Raw genomic sequence first — 18,623 nt, 5'->3', positions numbered from 1 at the left:
TCAATCCTCATCGGCGAAAGCCTCCAGAATCGCTTCCTCGCAGAAGACGCGCTCGTCGACGGCCTCATAGTCGGCCGACTTCGGATTCCGGCCGGCGGCCTCGGGGGACGCCGGAGGGGCGACCGGGTGTCCGGCATCCGCATCCGCGTCCGCCTCGGCGCCTCGCGCCACATGCTCGGACAGGAAGTAGGCCATCACCTTCTCGACAGTCTCGGGCCGCACGTTTCGCCCGGTCTCGTCGAACGGCTCATTGCCGGGCGCGTGGGAGGTGACGATCTCGTAGGACGGGAAGTAGTCGATGTCATCGAATTCCGATGCCAGCATCCCCGCCGCTGCACGCAGTACGGCTTTGGAGTAGGTGGTGGCGACCAGGACGTTGTCGTCGGTTGCGGTCGCGGCGAGCGGGACGGGCGAAACCGTCAGCAGGAACTTGATGCCGGGGTTCACGGTCCGCACGAGGGTGCGGAACTCGGTGAAGTCCTGCACGATCTCGGAGACGGTGAAATTGTGGAACCGGTAACGGTCAGGATCGTAATCGCCCGCGATGGTGCCGGGAGCGGTCGGGTAGATCGTTCCGGATCGGACATCCTCCCATCCCTCCGTGAGCCCCAGCGTGAAGACGAGGACATCGGAGTCCGTGAGGACCGATCTCACTGCGACGATGTGCTCGGCGCGCTGTCGTTCCACGTGTGCAGCACTGGCGAGGCCCTCGGGCTCGACGGCAGGACGGAGTGCGTCGAACCAGCGATCGCCCCGCTGCCAGGCGATGTCCTCGCGCACGGAGCCGGAGAACGCCTCCTGGGCGAGCTGCAGCAGTTGCCGGACGAAGTAGATGTTGCCGTAGCGGGCGGAGTAGACGCCGTAGCCGTGCTCTCGCAGCAGTTCGACGTCGACGTTGCCGGGTCCGGGCTCGGCGTCCACGACGTTGTAGCCGGCCCCGCGCAGGTACCGGGAGATGTGCTGTGCGAAACAGCTGCCCGCGGTAGCCACGGAGGAGCTCGGATCGATCTCGAACTTCTTCGTGTAGATGCCCTGCAGGTCGGCGACATCTCGACCCGAGATGGACTTCTTCCAGAAAGTACGACCAGGCCGCCCCCGGTAGGGCGATCGCGCGACCGGTGTGCCTGACTGTGATTCGGTGCTCATCTGATATCCATCTCCCCCGATATCCTCTACTGCCATTTCGCTCGGCCCAGGGCCGACGTCGGGATGGACCCGACCTTCGATCCTGGGCCGTGCGCGCCTCATGTCACGCGGAGCCGGAGTGCTCGACTTCCTCGATCAGCTGGTCACGGAGACGGTTCATGAAGGCCGTGGACCTCTCGCGCAGCATAGCCACCTGCTGCGGATCGATCGGAGCGGGGCCCGTCTCACCGAAGATCTCGATCAGCTTGTCGGAGTGGTGAGCCGCGACGAGCTCGCTCCGCCCGATGCGCTCCATGAACGCGCGGTTCTTGTTCGTGGGCACCAGGACGATCGACGGCACGCCGTACATGGTCGCGACGACTGTCCCGTGGAACTTCATGCTCGCGAGCACGGTGCACTCGCCGATCGCGCGGGTCAGGACGTCGAGGTCCTCGGAGTGCACGACCTCCTTGTCCTCGACCTGAAGCGCCGGAGCGTTCGCGAAGTCGCGCTCGCCCACCGAACCCGTGCCGAGGATGATGTGACGAATGCGGAAACCACGCCGCTTCGCGTGTGCGGCCAGCTCTTCGAGCTTCGTGTAGTCGTCAGGCGTGTCGACGCGCCGCTGGCGCGTGACGATTCCGAGAATGGGCTGCCCTGCGGGCTTCGTCACCTCGGGCAGGTCGAGCGAGCAGACGATGTCCGGCTCACTCGTCACCGGTGCGGTGGGCTCGAGCTTCTCGCGGATCCAGTTCGCACCGAAATCGTCGCGCATCCCGATCAGCTGAACGTTCTCGTGGCCGAAGAAGCTCCGCAGACGGTTGATGATGTGCGGCTTCTCCTTGTGCTTCTCGGAGCCGTGATAGATCGGCACTCCCACTCCGGCCACGTAGAACGGCTTCTGGAGGTAGGTGCGATCGAAGTAGCGCGGGTCGGTGTTCCACTGCTGGACGAGATCGCCGCCGCCCATCACGATGGCATCGACCTCAGCGACCTTCTCCTCCACGGGACGGCTGAAGTAGGGCTGGCGCTCGAGGTCAGGGATGATCTGGATGTCGAACGTCGGAGCGAGGAACTGCTGGAAGACATCGACGAACAGCTCATCACCGTAGTTGCCGTGACCGAAGAATCCGACGAGTCCGATCGACTTCTTGGTCGCCGGGGTCTGGGCACTGATCTGCTTCGTGGCGACAGGGGCCGGCGCGGTGACGGCCTTCGCTGTCCGCTGCTCACTCGCGTTCGGGAGCGCGGGCGCGGCGGACGCGACCTGCTTCTCGAGAGACTCGCGCAGCGCGGCGAGCTCGCTGTGCACGCCGGCCACCTCCGACTTCACAGCTGAGAGTTCCCTCCGGCTGAGTGAGATGTCGGAGACGAGACCTCGTGCGACGTCCGCCGTCTGATCCGCTGCGGTGCGGGCCGAGCGGGAGAGCTGGCCCAGCCGGCGGATGGCGCCTCGTCGACTGGCGAACTGAAGCTGGGCGAACACGCCGATCAGTGCAGCCAGGATGGCGACCACGGCGACCGCCCAGTCGGTCAACCCCACGAGCGCGAGGGTGGCGGCGATGCTGCCCCCCACGAGGAACACGGCGGCAGACGCGATATCGCGACCCGTGTAGCGGGACATAAAACTCCTTCAGAGCCCACGGGCGCGGGCCAGCAACTTCGATCGACGGTCAGGGGGTGGCGCGGCTGCACCGGATACGGCTGTGATCAGCCTACAGTCCTGGAGAATATCGGTCAGAACGGTGACCGTCCGAGATTTCCGACGACTCGACCTGACGCCTGCTCGCGCCTCAGACAGGAATCCGCACCGTAGGAGCGTCGCCCGTCTCCCAGAAGTCCGTGTCCAAGACGCGGGTCACCGGGTCGGGCTCCTCCGCCCACACCGCAGCACGCCGTGCTCCCTCTGCCGAGCGCGCTGTGGCTCGAGCCGCATTCTGGCGCTGCAGTTCGGCCGCGGCAGCGCGACGCTCCCACAGCTCGCGTTCGATCATGGTGCGATCTCTGGCGTGGATCATCGCCCTCAGGATCATCGCGAGCAGCAGCCCCAGGTACCCGCCGACCGTGTTCGACAGCACGTCGAGAACGGTCGACACGCGCTCGTCCAGGGCGATGCCCTGCGTGAACTCGATCGCTCCGGAGAAAGCCGGCAGCAGGAAGATCGCGAGCCACCAGGCCTTGCGCGCGAGCGCGAGTCCGAGCAGGAATCCGAGCGGCACGAACATGCCGATGTTGGCGACGAACTCCAGTTCGTCGTAGCCGAATCGCTCGGGCACACCGAGGTTGTGCAGTGCGCGGAGCACACGGCCTGCGATGCTGTCGAACTCGAGCTGCTCAGGCTGCGGCCACATCGTCACGAGCAGTACGAAGGCGGAGTAGACGATGAGCAGCAGCGTCGAGATCCACAGCCGCGCATGGCTTCGAGGAGGCGGCGGTCCCACGTGGATCTGTGTCATGGTCGCGTTCCTCTCATGCCCGGGGCCGGGCGACGACGCCTGCGGACAGACTCGGGCCATGCTATCGATCGTCGATCGCATCTCGCCGCGAAGTCACCGAGAAACCGCCTCGGAGGCCCACTGCCCCGGGTACGACACAGGGGCCGGACCCGAAGGCCCGACCCCTGTGCGAGAAAGCAGATGCTTACTTGATGATCTTCGTGACCGTACCGGCGCCGACGGTGCGTCCACCCTCACGGATGGCGAAGCCGAGGCCCTCCTCCATGGCGATCGGCTGGATCAGCTCGACCGTCACGTCGGTGGTGTCGCCGGGCATGACCATCTCGGTGCCCTCGGGCAGCGTGATGACGCCGGTGACGTCGGTGGTGCGGAAGTAGAACTGCGGGCGGTAGTTCGTGTAGAACGGGTTGTGACGCCCACCCTCATCCTTGGACAGGATGTACGCGGTACCGGCGAAGTCGGTGTGCGGCGTGACCGAACCCGGCTTGACGATGACCTGACCGCGCTCGACGTCCTCACGCTTCGTGCCACGGAGCAGGAGACCACAGTTCTCTCCGGCCCATGCCTCGTCGAGCTGCTTGTGGAACATCTCGATACCCGTGACCGTGGTCTTGACGGTCGGACGGAGTCCGACGATCTCGACCTCGGAGTTGATGGCCAGCGTGCCACGCTCGGCGCGGCCGGTGACGACGGTTCCACGACCGGTGATCGTGAAGACGTCCTCGACGGGCATGAGGAACGGCTTGTCCTTGTCGCGCACGGGGTCGGGAACGTTGTTGTCGACGGCCTCCATGAGGTCGAGGATGGACTGGGTCCACTTCTCGTCACCCTCGAGTGCCTTCAGAGCGGAGACGCGGACGACAGGAGCGTCCTCGGCGAAGCCCTGCGAGGCGAGCAGCTCGGAGACCTCGAGCTCGACGAGCTCCAGGATCTCCTCGTCGTCGACCATGTCGGCCTTGTTCAGTGCGACGAGCAGGTAGGGGACGCCGACCTGCTTGGCGAGCAGCACGTGCTCACGCGTCTGAGCCATCGGGCCGTCGGTGGCGGCGACCACGAGGATCGCGCCGTCCATCTGAGCAGCACCGGTGATCATGTTCTTGACGTAGTCGGCGTGGCCGGGAGCGTCAACGTGCGCGTAGTGGCGCTTCGGGGTCTCGTACTCGATGTGCGAGATGTTGATGGTGATTCCACGCTGGCGCTCTTCCGGCGCCGAGTCGATGGAAGCGAAGTCGCGCTGCACGTTCGTGTCGGAGGGGTACTTGTCAGCAAGCACCTTCGAGATCGCTGCGGAGAGCGTGGTCTTGCCGTGGTCGACGTGACCGATGGTTCCGATGTTGACGTGCGGCTTGGTCCGCTCGAACTTGGCCTTAGCCACTTGGTCCTCCTCAGGACGTCGTGTAGAGGTCACCGGGCACTGGATTGCGACCGGATCTCTACGGGTTAGGTTCTCAGTTTAGTAGAGAGGGAATGTGAAGTTGTAGGGGACCTGGGAGCCGGGCGTGAACCCGGCTCCCAGGAAAGTGTTACTCGCCGCCGCCCTGGTGCTTCTGGACGATCTCGTCGGCCACAGCGCGGGGAACCTCAGCGTAGCTGTTGAACTCCATCGAGTAGACGGCGCGGCCCGAGGTCTTCGAGCGCAGGTCGCCGATGTAGCCGAACATCTCGGACAGCGGGACGTGTGCACGGACGACCTTGACGCCTGCGGCGTCCTCCATCGACTGGATCTGGCCACGACGCGAGTTCAGGTCGCCGATGACGTCGCCCATGTACTCCTCGGGAGTACGCACCTCGACCGCCATGAGCGGCTCGAGAAGCGCCGGGTTCGCCCGACGAAGGGCTTCCTTCATGCCCATCGATCCTGCGATCTTGAACGCCATCTCCGAGGAGTCGACGTCGTGAGCAGCACCATCGACGATGGTCGCCTTGACACCCACGATGGGGTATCCGGCGAGCACGCCGACGTTCATCGCGTCCTGGAAGCCGGCATCGATCGAGCCGATGTACTCACGCGGGATGCGACCACCGGTGACCGCGTTGACGAACTCATACGTCTTCTCGTCGTCGAGGTCGAGCGGCTCGATGTTGAACTGGATCTTCGCGAACTGACCCGATCCACCGGTCTGCTTCTTGTGCGTGTAGTCGTACTTCTCGACGCCCTTGCGGATCGTCTCGCGGTACGCCACCTGCGGCTTGCCGACGTTGGCCTCGACGTTGAACTCGCGCTTCATGCGATCGACGAGGATGTCGAGGTGCAGCTCGCCCATGCCCTTGATGGTCGTCTGACCGGTCTCGGGGTTGAGCTCCGTGCGGAAGGTCGGGTCCTCTTCAGCGAGCTTCTGGATGGCGACACCCAGCTTCTCCTGGTCGGCCTTGGTCTTCGGCTCGATCGCGACCTCGATGACGGGCTCGGGGAACGTCATCGACTCGAGGACGACCGGCGAGGCCGGGTCGGTGAGGGTGTCACCGGTGGTGGTGTCCTTCAGACCGATGACGGCGTAGATGTTGCCGGCGGTGACCGAGGGAACCGGGATCTCCTTGTTGGCGTGCATCTGGAAGATCTTCCCGATGCGCTCCTTCTTGCCCTTGGTCGAGTTGATGACCGCAGCGCCGGAGTCGAGCTGTCCCGAGTAGACGCGGACGTAGGTCAGGCGACCGAAGAACGGGTGCACGGCGACCTTGAACGCGAGAGCCGCGAACGGGTCCTTCGCGTCGGGGTGACGCTCGATGATCGTGTCGTAGTCCTTGGGGTCGTGCGCCTCGATCGAGCCCACGTCGAGCGGGTTCGGGAGGTAGTCGACGACGGCATCCAGCATCGGCTGCACGCCACGGTTCTTGAACGCGGAACCGCAGAGGACCGGGTAGATCTCGGAAGCCACGGTGAGCTTGCGGATCGCGCCCTTGATCTCGGCGACGGTCAGCTCCTCGCCACCGAAGAACTTCTCGAGCAGCGCGTCGTCGGTCTCGGCGACGGTCTCGAGGAGCTGCTGACGGTACTCGTCGGCCTTCTCCTTGAGGTCGGCCGGGATCTCCTGGATCTCGTAGGAGGCACCCATGGTGACGTCACCCTTGGAGTCACCCGCCCAGACGAGCGCGCGCATCTCGACGAGGTCGACGACGCCGATGAAGTCGTTCTCCGCACCGATGGGCAGCTGGATGACCAGCGGCTTGGCGCCGAGGCGGTTGATGATGGTGTCGACGGTGAAGTAGAAGTCCGCGCCGAGCTTGTCCATCTTGTTGACGAAGCAGATGCGGGGGACGTTGTACTTGTCGGCCTGACGCCACACGGTCTCGGACTGGGGCTCGACGCCCTCCTTGCCGTCGAAGACGGCGACAGCACCGTCGAGGACGCGGAGCGAGCGCTCCACCTCGACCGTGAAGTCCACGTGACCGGGGGTGTCGATGATGTTGATCTGGTTCTTGTTCCAGTAGCAGGTCACGGCGGCAGACGTGATCGTGATGCCGCGCTCCTTCTCCTGCTCCATCCAGTCGGTGGTCGAGGCACCGTCGTGGGTCTCGCCGAGCTTGTGGTTGACGCCCGTGTAGAACAGGATGCGCTCGGTCGTGGTGGTCTTGCCAGCATCGATGTGAGCCATGATGCCGATGTTCCGAACCTTGCTCAGGTCGGTGAGCACGTCTTGTGCCACAGGAGTGTCCTTATCTTTTGTGCAGTCGTACTGCGAAGAGGGGGGTGCCCGCCCCCGATGTGTGATCGGGGGCGGGCGAAGCTGTTTACCAGCGGTAGTGAGCGAACGCGCGGTTCGACTCGGCCATCTTGTGCGTGTCCTCGCGGCGCTTGACCGCTGCACCGAGACCGTTCGACGCGTCGAGGATCTCGTTCTGGAGACGCTCGGTCATCGTCTTCTCACGACGACCCTTGGCGTAGCTGACGAGCCAGCGCAGCGCGAGGGTGTTCGCGCGGTGCGGCTTGACCTCGACCGGAACCTGGTAGGTCGAGCCACCGACGCGGCGGCTCTTGACCTCGAGAGTCGGGCGCACGTTGTCGAGCGCCTTCTTCAGAGTGGCGACGGCATCCTGACCGTTCTTCGCCTCGACGCCACGGAGGGCGTTGTAGACGATCGACTCGGCGAGGGACTTCTTGCCGTCGACCAGGATCTTGTTGACCAGCTGGCTGACGATCGGAGCGCCGTATACCGGGTCGTTGACGACGGGACGCTTGGGGGCGGGACCCTTACGAGGCATTGGACTCAGCCCTTCTTTGCGCCGTAGCGGCTGCGAGCCTGCTTACGGTTCTTGACGGCCTGGGTGTCCAGGGCGCCACGGACGATCTTGTAACGGACACCGGGGAGGTCCTTGACACGGCCTCCACGGACGAGCACCAGCGAGTGCTCCTGGAGGTTGTGACCCTCACCGGGGATGTAGGCGGTGACCTCGGTGCCGTTGCGGAGCTTCACACGAGCGACCTTGCGCATCGCCGAGTTCGGCTTCTTCGGGGTGGTGGTGTAGACGCGGGTGCAGACCCCGGCCTGCTGCGGGTTCGACTTGAGTGCAGGCGCCTTGGTCTTCGAGACCTTGGGCGAGCGACCCTTGCGAACCAACTGCTGAATGGTTGGCACGTTCTCTCCTCATAGTGCTGCACGGTGACAGCGTGATGGGTTTCACATCAGTGACCCACCGGCACGCCGGAATCGACGAGCCTTTGTGGTGGTGGGTATGCCGTGGGGGCGGACCGGCATGGTGCCGACGCCCAGCGCGCACGTCGAGACGTGCACACACCTGGTCAAGTGTAATGCCGCGTAACGTGGTGGTCAAATGAAGGCCGCTCAGCGGCGGTCGCTAGGCCTGGTCCGAGTCGAACGGGGAGTCGAGCGAATCGGTGAGCTCGGCGAGCAGCGCCTCGATCTGCGGCTCGACATGCTGCGAGATCGCGGCCTGGATGTAGATGCGGTGGCGCAGCAGGATGCCGCAGATCTCACGGCCGACCATGTTCGCGTACTCGTCGGCGAGGGCGACCTCCTGTCGCAGCGCCACCTTCGCCTCGTCGCTCAGCGGCGGCAACGGCGGCAGATCGTCGACCGCCTCGTCCGCCAGTCCCGCGATCGTGAAGAGGAACGGCGCACCGGGGACCGGCTCAGGATCGAGCGGGAGGCCGTCGAACTCCGGATCCAGCCCGTCGGCCGGACGGTAGCTGCGCGCCCGGTTCCGTGCGGCCTGCTGGTCGAGCTCGCGCTGGAGCATCGGGAGGTTCCTCGCGGTGTACTCGGCCACGGCATGATCGACGATCGTCTTGATCCGGGTCGAGAGGCCGTGCTGCACGCCGTGCGGCGTGTTCGATCCGATGCCCGCCGCCGACAGGATCGGCGAGCCCAGGCAACGCCGACAGGGCGCGACCCGACCACGATGCGTCGCCGGCTCCCAGCGCGGCACCCACCGCAACCAGGCCTCGACGGCCTGGTCGACCTGCGTCTCCAACGAGCGCTCCACACGTAGAGCGTACGGCGCGTGCACCGCTGCTGCCGAGATTTCGTCTCGACGGCGGGGCGTCATTCCTCGTCGTCGCGCTCCCACGGCCACTGCGGCTGCTGCGCGCGCGTGCGGCGCAGCGCGATGCCGCCCCAGGCGGCGATGGCCCCGGCGGCCAACAGCACCGCGCTCGCCCCGCCACGGACGAGATCGCCCGCGACGACCGTCGCGACGATCAGGTCACCGCTCGCGACCGCGACCGCGACCCAGAGGACGACCAGATGCGCGAGCGCCGTGGCCAGCGCGACGGCGGGCGCCGCGAGGAACGACGGATGCGATCGCCGCAGCGACCCCCAGAGCGACAGCGCGAACGCCACCACCGCCGCGAGCATCCCGACCGCTCCCGGCACCTGCCCCAGGCCAGGGACGGCGATGATGTCCCGGTCGGTGGCCACGCTCAGCGCGCCGAGGCCGAACACCGCCAGGGCGAAGAAACTGATCGTGGCGAGAACCAGAGCCAGGATGGCCGAAACCCCCGGGGACGCGGGTCCACGGGGGTTCGGCGATGACATGTTCGTGATTACCTCGAGAGCGTCGGACCGGCCTCGAGCGTGCGCTCGTACTCACGCTGCGCCTCGGCGTTGAGCTCGGTCTTGCGCGCCCCGCTGCGGGCGACCCACGCGCCGAACCAGATGGTCAGCTCGCGGCCGAAGACGAACGCCGCGATGGCGAGCGGGTGGAAGAGCTGGGCTCCGATGAGCTCGCTCCCCTCCCGAGCCGTGAGCAGCCAGAACGGCGCCTCGAAGAGAGCACCGAGGATGTGTCCGCCGTAGGCGATGAGCCCGACGATGATGCCGAAGACCACCCAGAGTCCCCAGCGTCCGCGGTTGATGAACGCTCCGAGAAGCCAGAAGCCGAGGAAGAACACCACGACGGGGACCCAGAAGCCCCAGGTCATCAGCGGAGCGAGAGCCGCTTCGCCGATGTTCTCGCCCGTGATGTCACCCGCGACGGCACGAAGGCCGAGCGTCGCACCCAGGTAGAGGATCGCGAAGGCGACGGTCGCGAGCAGACCGATCGCACCGGCGGTGCCGCGGTTTCCCCGCTCGCGGGGCGGCTCGGGAGCCTGGACGAAGATCGGCTGCTGCTGGACCGGCGCGATGACTGGTTCGGCGGCGGCAGGCTCGGACGGGACGATCCGGGTCTCGGTGTGGTCGGCCGACGAGTACGCGGCTCCGGCGAGAGCAGACTGCTCGTGCGCGACCGGCGGCGTGTAGGCGGGGGGTGCATCCGCATCCGTGCTGAACGACTTCGTCGTGTCGGCATCCGTGTTCCGCCACGTCGTCGTGTCGTCTGCGTCGAGGTACTTCGGGTCGTTGAGCTCGGGCGTCGCGAAGGTACCGGGGTGATCCTTCTCGGCGGCTTCGAACGCGGCGACATCCGGGTCGACGGCGGGCTGGGCAGGTGTCGGAGCCGACGTGTCGTGCGCAGCGTCCGCGGGCGTGCCATGCACGCCTGCACCCGCTGCGGCGGCGGCGTCGAGTCCAGCGTTCGCGCTGTCGACGACGTCGTTGACGTCCTTCGGCCGCTCGGGCTGGGGAACCTCGGGGTCACTCATGGGGGTGCGCCTCTCATCGGATGTGTGCATTGCGAGATTACCGCCGCCCGACCGCACCCCGAGGGAGGCGTGCCGACGTGTCGTGCAGCCCGTGATCGCTAGGGAAGCGTCGAACGGAGGGTGTCGCCGACGAACGATGCGACGACCGGCACGATCGGCATCGAGAACCAGACGAGAGCGCCGATCACGCCCGCGCACAGCACTCCGGCGACCCAGCTGATCGCCACGTTCCGCCCGGCCACACGCGTCATGCCATCACGCTACGGCCGCCGTCGCACGACGGGTGATCGCAACGCCGCGAACGCTGCGACCATGATCGCGGATCAGCCCTTCGTGGCGCCCGCGGTCAGTCCGCCGACGATGTACCGCTGCAGGAACAGGAACAGGATCATCACCGGGATGGCGGCCATCACCGCGCCGGCCGAGAAGGCCGACCAGTCCGCGTATCGCGGGTTGGCGACGAGCTTGGTGAGACCGACGACCAGGGTCTGCTGCTCGACATCGACGAGCATGACGCTCGCGATCACGTACTCGTTCACCGTGCCGATGAACGACAGCAGCGCGACGACCGCGAGGATCGGCGCGACCAGCGGCAGGATCATCGTGAAGAAGATGCGCGCGTGTCCGGCGCCGTCGATGCGGGCCGCTTCATCGAGCTCCATCGGCAGGGTGTTGAAGAACCCGTACATCAGGTAGGTGTTCACCCCGAGCGCGCCGCCGAGGTAGACGAGGATCAGCCCCGTGTGCGTGTTCAGTCCGATCGCGGGGAACCAGTCCCCCAGCGTCGACATCAGCAGGAAGATCGCGACCACGGCGAGGAGCTGCGGGAACATCTGCACGACGACGATCGTGACGAGGCCGATGCGGCGACCCGCGAAGCGCATGCGCGAGAAGGCGTATGCCGCGAGGGCACCGATGAACACCGTCACGGCTCCCGTGACCACGGCGATGACGAGCGTGTTCAGGAACCACAGCCCGTAGGGGTTCTGCGGGTCGCTCAGGATGCGCACGTAGCTGTCGAAGCCGAACGCCGAGAACAGCTGGTTCGATCCGGTCAGTGTTCCTCTCGGATTGAGCGAGGCCGAGACGACGTACAGCAGCGGGAACAGCGCGAAGGCGCTGACGACGATGGCGACCACATGGCGCCATCCGGTGTCGGCGAACCATGCGCCGAAGCTGCGGCGACGCGGCGCGAGGTTCTGCTCGACGGCGACGGTGCGGGCGGTGGTGCCGATGTCCGTGGTGCTCATGTCAGTTCAGCTCCTCGAGGGCCTTGGTCTTGCGGAAGCTGATGATCGAGATCGTCGCGACCACGATGAAGATCAGGATCGTGAACGCGGAGGCGAGTCCGTAGTCGCGGGACTGCCCCGTGAAGGCCACCTTGTAGACCATCGAGATCAGGATGTCGGTGTGCCCGACCGGGATGCTGACATCGTCGAACCGCGGCCCGCCCTTGGTCAGCATGTAGATCAGGTTGAAGTTGTTGAAGTTGAACGCGAACGACGAGATCAGCAGCGGCGCCACCGTGACGAGCAGCAGCGGAAGCTTGATGCGCCGGAAGACCTGCCACGGGTTGGCGCCGTCCATCACCGCGGCCTCGTTGACGTCTTCGGGGATGCCCTGGAGGGCGCCCATGCAGACGAGGAACATGTAGGGGAAGCCGAGCCAGAGGTTCACCAGCAGCACCGAGACCTTCGCGAGGTTCGGATCGGTGAGCCAGGGGATGTCCGCTCCCCCGAAGATCACCTGGTTGATGAAGCCGAAGCTCTCGTTCATCATCCCGGCCCAGACGAGCGCGGAGAGGAAGGCCGGGAACGCGTACGGGAGGATCAGGATGATCCGGTACCCGTTGCGGAAGCGCATCCGCGTGTTGTTGAACACCAGCGCGAGGAGCAGGCCGAGGAAGAACGTCGTCGCCACGGAGAGCACCGCGAACACGAAGGTCCAGATCGTCACCGAGATGAGCGGGCCGCGGATGGAGTCGTCGGTGACCGCGCGCACGAAGTTGTCGAACCCGACGGTGGTCTGCCAACCGGGGAGCAGCTCGGCGCCGTCCTCGGCGATGAACGACCCCTCCCCCGTGTCGGAGTACACCGCGCCGGTCGTGGTGTCGGTGATGGTGTCGGCATCCGCGTCGTACTCGAGCGTCGAGACGTACAGGTAGCCCTTCTGGCCGTCGGGCGCACGCAGGCTGCCGTCGTTGGGGTCGTCGCTGAACGGCACCGAGAGCTTCTCCAGCTCTTCCGAGAGCGTGAACACCTTCGCGAGGGGCAGCGTGGTCCAGCCGTCGACGGCCACAGCCTGGTCGCCGTCGAACTCGGCGTCGACCTCCTCCAGGGGCTGCTCGGCCGTGCCGAGCAGCGCGTCGCCGGAGTCGGGGTCGGTCACCAGCAGGCCGTAGGTGCCGAACTGCTCGACGACCGTGACCGGGTACGTCGGGGAGTCCTCGACGCGCTCCTGGGCGGAGGCGAGGAGCGACGAGATCGCCTGGTCCTTCGTGCCGTTGTGGCCGGTGCCGTAGTTGGTGAAGCCGATGTACCCGGTGTACAGCAGCGTGAACACCTGGAAGATGATCAGGAAGATGATGCCGGGCGTGAGGTACTTCGCGGGGATGCGCTTGCGCGAGAAGTAGATGTAGTTGACGAGCACGGTGACGGCCACGACCAGGCCGAGCACCAGCCACTCCTGCTGCCCGAAGAGGACGAACGCCGCATACAGCGCGATGGCGTCGACGATCGCCAGCAGCAGGATCTTCAGGAGCATCCAGCCGATCGGCCCGGATGCGGCCTCGGCGATGCCGGCGGCCTGGCGCTGGCGCTTGGTGAGTGGAGCCGTGGGCTCGGCGGTGTCTGTCATCTCGTCCCCGTCGTCGAGCTGCCGGGGCGGACGAGGTCCGCCCCGGCAGGGATGGTGCTGGGTGTCTTACTTGATCGCTGCGGTGACGTCGTCGACGAGCTTCTGCCACGTCGACGCCGGGTCGGAGCCGTTGATGATCGCGGCCTCGGCCACGCCCCAGAACTCCCAGACCGATCCCATCGCGGGGATCGCGGGCATCGGGACGGCATCCGCACCGACGGCCTGGAAGCCGGCGATGATCGGGTCGGAGGCGGCGGAATCGGCGGCGGCCGTCAGCGCGGGGAGGATGTTGCCGGCCTCGAACAGCTCGAGCTGCACCTCTTCGGTGCCGATGTAGTTCACGAGGAAGTCGTTCGCGGCGACCTTGTTCTTCGACTCGGAGCTCACGAAGAAGCCCTTGACACCGGCGAACGGCGACGCGGTCTCACCCGTGGGGCTGGGGATCGGGTCGATCGCGACGTTGATGCCGGCGTCGACTGCGGCGCCGACGTTCCACGGGCCGGTCAGCCAGAAGGACGCGGTGCCGTCGAGGAACTGCTGCTTGGCGATCTCGCCGTCGACGTCGGTGTTCAGCGTGCCTGCGGCGCCCTGAGCGGCGAGCCAGTCGGCGAAGGCCGTTCCGCCCTCGCTGCCGAGCTGCAGATCTGCGGAGTCGTAGCTGCCCGAGTCGTCGGTGCCGAAGACCGGAGCGCCGAACGCCGTCTGGAACGGGTACAGGTGGTACGGGTTGCCCTCGGTGCCCTGCTCGACGACGAACGCGCCCTTCGAGACCATGTCGTCGAAGCTCGTCGCGGCGGCGGGCACCATGTCGGCGTTGCGCAGCACGGCGATGTTCTCGACCGCGTAGGGAAGCATGTAGACGGTTCCGTCGTAGGTCGCCGCCTGAAGGGCGACGGGCAGGTAGTCGGCCGACGAGTCGCCGAGCTCGAGCGGGGCGACCACGCCGTTGGTCGAGAGCTCTCCGAGCCAGTCGTGAGCGCCCATGACCACATCGGGGCCCTTGCCGGTCGGCACCTGCTGGATGAAGTCATCCTTCATGTCGTCGACGGACTTGCCGACGAGCTCGACCTTGACTCCGGTCTTCTCCTCGTAGGAGTCGGCGGCGCTCTGCAGCGCGTCGACGCGCTCGGCGTCGACCCAGACGGTCAGCGTGCCGCCGTTCTCACCCTCGGATGCGTCGCCGCCGTCGGTCGCGGTCGAGCAACCGGCCAGGGAAAGAGTCGAAACGATCGCGATGACGCCGGCGGCGACGATGCCCCTCTTGTTCACCTTCATTGGTGTGTGCCTCTCTGAGTACTGGTGGCCTGCAAGGACTGCAAGCGCTTACAGTATGCATCGAGAACGACGGGAATCGCAATGCAAAAGCCCTTCGATATCAAGCTGTAACCGCGGATTGGTGCGTGAGAGTCGATGGAAGCGCTTCCAAGCGAGCGTGAAAACGGCGGTGTCGATACACTTTGCGTATGGCTGACAGTTCCTTTGACATCGTCTCGAAAGTGGATCACCAGGAGGCCGAGAACGCCCTGAACCAGGCGCGCAAGGAGATCGAGCAGCGCTACGACTTCAAGGGCACGGGCGCCTCCATCGCCTGGAGCGGCGAGCAGATCCTGATCATCGCCGGCACCGAGGAGCGCGCGAAGGCCGTTCTCGACGTCTTCCAGTCGAAGCTCATCAAGCGCGGCATCTCGCTCAAGAGCCTCGAGTCGGGCGAACCCTTCGCCAGCGGCAAGGAGTTCCGCATCGTCTCGACCCTCAAGGACGGCATCTCCTCGGAGAACGCGAAGAAGATCAACAAGCTCATCCGCGACGAGGGTCCGAAGGGCGTGAAGAGCCAGATCCAGGGCGACGAGCTGCGCGTGCAGTCGAAGAGCCGCGACGACCTCCAGTCGGTGATCGCGCTGCTCAAGGGCGCGGATCTCGATCTCGACCTGCAGTTCATCAACTACCGCTGATCCCACAACGCAGGGGACGGATGCCGCCGCATCCGTCCCCTTTTCTGTGCCCTCGGATCCCATTCCGATATATGGGTCGGAGTGACCGAGACTGGATGCAGTCGCGTCCCGATGCGACAGACGATGCGGCGATGCATGACGCGCTGCCGAACCACGGTTCCGCGCTTCGCGGATCGCGGTTCCCGCCTTGTGGGGACTGGGCGCAGTTCAGCTCCGTGCACGCCATCGTCTGTGGTCGGCGAGTGTCCCAACACTCGCCGACCACAGAATCACCCGTACTCAATCCTGCGACGACGCGCCGACGACAAGCGCCTGCGTGCTCGTCGGAAAACTCGTCTGTGGATTATTGGCATCGCGATCCACTTCGTGATGTAGTGGCCGTCCGGGCACATCATGGGGAGCCCGGATCTGGAAAGCAACTGGGGGCAGTCCATGAACACCAACAACTCGATGACGAGTATTCGAGAAAGCAAGCAGCTCTTGGCGGAGGAGGTGTTTCAGCACATCGGCGCGCAGATCGTCGACGGTGTGCTGGAGCCGGGGTATCGCATCCGCGATGTCGACGTCGCCGAAGAACTGCATGTGTCACGGACTCCGGTGCGAGAGGCGTTACAGCGTCTCGAGCGTCTCGGGCTCGTGACGATGTACCCGAGCAGATACACCGAGGTCACCGCCGTCACGGCAGAGACCGTCGAGCAGACGCTCGAGTTCGCGGGGTATCAGGCGGGGATGGCCGCGCGGATGGGCGTCGCACGGATGAGCCAGCAGGACCGCGAGAGTCTCGCCGCACTGGTCGAGGAGATGTACACGGCGCTCGATGACGACGTGCACATCTCCAACACACGGTGGGCGGTGTTCTCGTTCCTCAGCGCGCGCAGTCGTAACGCGCAGCACCAGGTGCTGATCAACGACGCGAGCATGGCTCTCTTCCGCAATCTCCGCGGCTGGAGCGTGCCCGAGAACGACCGCGAGCGCATGCTCCAGGTCTACCGGGACTTCCACGACGCGGTGCTGCGCGGCGATGCCGACGAGGCCGAGCAGCAGGCACGTCTGATGCACTACGTCTGACCACTGGGTCGGACACTGCGCCTGATCACTGTCGGCGCGCGGCCGTCCAGCCTCTGACCCATCGGTCGAGGCGGCGATACGCTTCCTCTCTGGCCCCATGCCGCGAGAGGAAGACGTCGTGCAGGGCTCCGTCGATGCGCTCGACAGTGACAGACGGACCGAGCTTCAGCGACGCCCGCGCGATGTCGTCGACGACCAAGACCGAGTCTGCTCGGGTGAGGTCCTCCGACCATCGCGTGGGCGTCGCTGAGCGCGCGGACAGCAGCACGCACACGGGCGCGTCGATCGTCAGCCCCGCCGCGACCTTGGCGTGTCCGGTGAGTATCGCGTGGAACCACCCCGCGTGGACGGCCATCGTCTGCGCCGGACGCCAGAGGAGGTTCACCTCGACCGGATCGTCGGGGTCGGCGACCTCCTGCTGCGCGCGGGTGTAGAAGCCGAGATCGACCTGCGGCGCGACCTCCCGAGGAGCCCACCTGGCCTGCAGCTCGGCGACCGGAGCGATGAGCGGGCGGGCGGAAGCGACCTGGAACTCGAGCCAGGGGCTGTTCAGGATCACGGCATCCGCCGTCTCGGGGTGCCGCGACGCCCACAGGCTCAGGGTGAGTCCGCCGGTCGAGTGGCCGAGCAGCACGAGCCGCCGGGGGGATGCCGCGGCTCCAGTCCCGTGCCCCATCGCGGACAGAGCCGCGGCGATGTCCTCGTCGTACGCGACGAGGTCGGTGATGTAGCCGGGAGTCTGCCCATCGCGCAGACTCCGGCCGTACTTGCGCAGGTCGAGCGCGAAGAAGCGCGCCCCGCGAGACGTCCAGAAGCGAGCGAGCCGCTTCTGGAAGAAGTAGTCCGACCAGCCGTGCACATAGAGCACGTCGACATCGTCCAGCGGGAGGCTCTGCCCGCGCAGCCGGTCCCACCAGGGCCGGTCCCGCGGCACCGCACGCACGAGCGTGGCGACGAGCGGTCCCTCATCGTCCTCGCCGAGCTCGAGCGTGAGCTGCTCGAACTCGTCGCCGAGGACGTCCGGTATCCACTCAGGCATGCCGCCAGGCTATCGAAACGGTGTCGACTACTGGGGAGCGGTGTGTCCGCCCGTGAGGCTGCGCACGACCTGCTGCGCGAGTGGTGCCGGATCAGCGGCCCCGGCTCCGTTGTCGAAGGTCACCAGCCGGATCCAGTCCGGACCGACTCGCACGTCGACGATCTTCTCGCCGTTCGCACCCGCGCTCGCCGTGGCGGCATCGGCTCCCTCGAGTTCGACGGGTTCGCCGTCGATCTTCTCGAACGCCCATGCCCCGGCGGGAAGCGTCGTGAGCATCAGATAGCTGGATCCTTCGTACTCGCTCCCGGCCGACTTGAAATAGCAGATGCGCGATCCGTTGACGACCTCGTACACCTCCGCTGGGATGCCCCAGCCGCCGAAGTCCGAGAAGAGCGCGGCATCCGTCACTCCGAATTCGGCATTCACCTGCTCCGGTGTGATGAAGCGCTCGCACGGCGCACCGACGATGTCGCTCTCGACGTAGTCGACCTCGCGCAGGCTCGCAGCCGCCGAGGCGGCGATCTGACGCAGCGCCTCTTCGATCGATGCAGTGTCATCCCCTCCCAGATCGGGGTCGACGACGGTGGCCGACAGCAGCACGTCTCCGTCGGGAAGCTCGAAGCCGCAGCGCCCGTCCTCGCAACTCGCCTGCTCACCCCAGAAGCCCTGACGCTCGGTCGCGCCGGCGATCACAGCCTGGGCATCCGGCACGATCGTGACCTCCCAGCTGCGCTCCGTGTCACCCGCGGAGCACGCGATCCCCCCTGCGCGCTGGAACATGTACTGCCCGGGGCCTGGCAGCCAGCCCATCGCAGACACCAGCGACAGCGCCGGTGCGACCGGCGTCGACGGCTCCCCCACGAGTTCGGCCATGGTGGCGGCGACGTCGTCGCACGTCACATCGAACGCCGCCGCCGGTTCGACGATGGGCGCCGGCGTCTGGGACGGTGTGCCGGTCGACGACGCCGTCGCAGACGGCGACCCTGATGGCTTCGGCTCGGCGGCCGGCTCGGCAGTGCACCCTGACACCAGCAGCAGAGCGGCGGTGCCGAGGACGATCAGGGATCGCAGTCGCATCCCTTCACCCT

General features: G+C 66.3%; 18 protein-coding genes and 1 pseudogene. 3 read left to right on the top strand and 16 right to left on the bottom strand.

The window, feature by feature from the left end; all coding sequences use genetic code 11:
• Nucleotides 1–1,146, bottom strand: coding sequence for a GSCFA domain-containing protein (locus QRN21_RS10555; RefSeq protein WP_285364000.1), 1,146 nt, complete (start codon nt 1,144–1,146; stop codon nt 1–3).
• A gap of 158 nt (nt 1,147–1,304) precedes the next feature.
• On the opposite strand from QRN21_RS10555, the gene QRN21_RS18020 reads away from it, so the two are divergent.
• Nucleotides 1,305–1,406 carry a hypothetical protein gene (locus QRN21_RS18020; RefSeq protein ID WP_350223955.1) on the top strand — a complete coding sequence of 34 codons (102 nt, stop codon included), beginning with the start codon at nt 1,305–1,307 and terminating at the stop codon, nt 1,404–1,406.
• Nucleotides 1,407–1,477: 71 nt separating this feature from the next.
• Here the strand turns inward: QRN21_RS18020 and QRN21_RS10550 are convergent.
• From QRN21_RS10550 to QRN21_RS10490, 13 genes and pseudogenes are all read right to left on the bottom strand, one after another.
• Nucleotides 1,478–2,749: pseudogene (locus tag QRN21_RS10550) on the bottom strand (polysaccharide pyruvyl transferase family protein); the annotation flags it as partial.
• 169 nt (nt 2,750–2,918) lie between these two features.
• Nucleotides 2,919–3,581 carry a VanZ family protein gene (locus QRN21_RS10545; protein ID WP_285363997.1) on the bottom strand — a complete coding sequence of 221 codons (663 nt, stop codon included), beginning with the start codon at nt 3,579–3,581 and terminating at the stop codon, nt 2,919–2,921.
• A 184-nt stretch (nt 3,582–3,765) separates the two neighbouring features.
• Nucleotides 3,766–4,956, bottom strand: a complete 1,191-nt coding sequence (tuf, locus tag QRN21_RS10540) for an elongation factor Tu (RefSeq protein WP_053097508.1) — start codon at nt 4,954–4,956, stop codon at nt 3,766–3,768.
• 148 nt (nt 4,957–5,104) lie between these two features.
• The gene (gene fusA, locus QRN21_RS10535; protein WP_053097509.1) at nt 5,105–7,225 is read right to left on the bottom strand and encodes an elongation factor G; all 2,121 of its coding nucleotides are present in this window, start codon (nt 7,223–7,225) and stop codon (nt 5,105–5,107) included.
• An 85-nt stretch (nt 7,226–7,310) separates the two neighbouring features.
• The gene (rpsG, locus tag QRN21_RS10530) at nt 7,311–7,781 is read right to left on the bottom strand and encodes a 30S ribosomal protein S7 (protein ID WP_050722490.1); all 471 of its coding nucleotides are present in this window, start codon (nt 7,779–7,781) and stop codon (nt 7,311–7,313) included.
• Between the two features lie 5 nt (nt 7,782–7,786).
• A complete protein-coding gene (rpsL, locus tag QRN21_RS10525) occupies nt 7,787–8,155 on the bottom strand; it encodes a 30S ribosomal protein S12 (protein WP_013584051.1) in 369 nt (122 codons plus the stop codon).
• Nucleotides 8,156–8,375: 220 nt separating this feature from the next.
• Nucleotides 8,376–9,023, bottom strand: coding sequence for a hypothetical protein (locus QRN21_RS10520; RefSeq protein WP_053099216.1), 648 nt, complete (start codon nt 9,021–9,023; stop codon nt 8,376–8,378).
• 59 nt (nt 9,024–9,082) lie between these two features.
• Entirely contained in the window at nt 9,083–9,574 is a 492-nt protein-coding gene (locus tag QRN21_RS10515; RefSeq protein ID WP_285363987.1) for a DUF6121 family protein, read from the bottom strand.
• 8 nt (nt 9,575–9,582) lie between these two features.
• Nucleotides 9,583–10,620, bottom strand: a complete 1,038-nt coding sequence (locus QRN21_RS10510; protein ID WP_285363986.1) for an MFS transporter — start codon at nt 10,618–10,620, stop codon at nt 9,583–9,585.
• A 98-nt stretch (nt 10,621–10,718) separates the two neighbouring features.
• Nucleotides 10,719–10,871 (bottom strand): hypothetical protein, encoded by a 153-nt coding sequence (locus tag QRN21_RS10505; protein WP_171821933.1) that lies wholly within the window; start codon nt 10,869–10,871, stop codon nt 10,719–10,721.
• 72 nt (nt 10,872–10,943) lie between these two features.
• The gene (locus QRN21_RS10500) at nt 10,944–11,870 is read right to left on the bottom strand and encodes a sugar ABC transporter permease (RefSeq protein ID WP_053097512.1); all 927 of its coding nucleotides are present in this window, start codon (nt 11,868–11,870) and stop codon (nt 10,944–10,946) included.
• A gap of 1 nt (nt 11,871) precedes the next feature.
• On the bottom strand, nt 11,872–13,476 hold the full coding sequence (locus QRN21_RS10495) for an ABC transporter permease subunit (protein WP_056279698.1): 1,605 nt from the start codon (nt 13,474–13,476) through the stop codon (nt 11,872–11,874).
• Between the two features lie 66 nt (nt 13,477–13,542).
• Nucleotides 13,543–14,751, bottom strand: a complete 1,209-nt coding sequence (locus QRN21_RS10490) for a sugar ABC transporter substrate-binding protein (protein WP_053097514.1) — start codon at nt 14,749–14,751, stop codon at nt 13,543–13,545.
• A 188-nt stretch (nt 14,752–14,939) separates the two neighbouring features.
• On the opposite strand from QRN21_RS10490, the gene QRN21_RS10485 reads away from it, so the two are divergent.
• Together QRN21_RS10485 and QRN21_RS10480 are read left to right on the top strand one after the other, a co-directional pair.
• Nucleotides 14,940–15,428 (top strand): YajQ family cyclic di-GMP-binding protein, encoded by a 489-nt coding sequence (locus QRN21_RS10485; protein WP_053097515.1) that lies wholly within the window; start codon nt 14,940–14,942, stop codon nt 15,426–15,428.
• A 432-nt stretch (nt 15,429–15,860) separates the two neighbouring features.
• The gene (locus tag QRN21_RS10480) at nt 15,861–16,496 is read left to right on the top strand and encodes a GntR family transcriptional regulator (RefSeq protein ID WP_053097531.1); all 636 of its coding nucleotides are present in this window, start codon (nt 15,861–15,863) and stop codon (nt 16,494–16,496) included.
• Between the two features lie 25 nt (nt 16,497–16,521).
• On the opposite strand, the gene QRN21_RS10475 is transcribed toward QRN21_RS10480, so the two are convergent.
• Entirely contained in the window at nt 16,522–17,535 is a 1,014-nt protein-coding gene (locus QRN21_RS10475; RefSeq protein WP_053097532.1) for an alpha/beta hydrolase, read from the bottom strand.
• A gap of 27 nt (nt 17,536–17,562) precedes the next feature.
• The gene (locus tag QRN21_RS10470) at nt 17,563–18,612 is read right to left on the bottom strand and encodes a DUF3558 domain-containing protein (RefSeq protein WP_285363985.1); all 1,050 of its coding nucleotides are present in this window, start codon (nt 18,610–18,612) and stop codon (nt 17,563–17,565) included.
• Between the last annotated feature and the right edge of the window lie 11 nt (nt 18,613–18,623).

Origin of the sequence: Microbacterium sp. LMC-P-041 (genome assembly GCF_030209555.1) — a bacterium.
In the GTDB taxonomy this organism is placed as follows: Bacteria; Actinomycetota; Actinomycetes; order Actinomycetales; family Microbacteriaceae; genus Microbacterium.
This window is presented reverse-complemented; position numbering and strand designations above follow the sequence as displayed.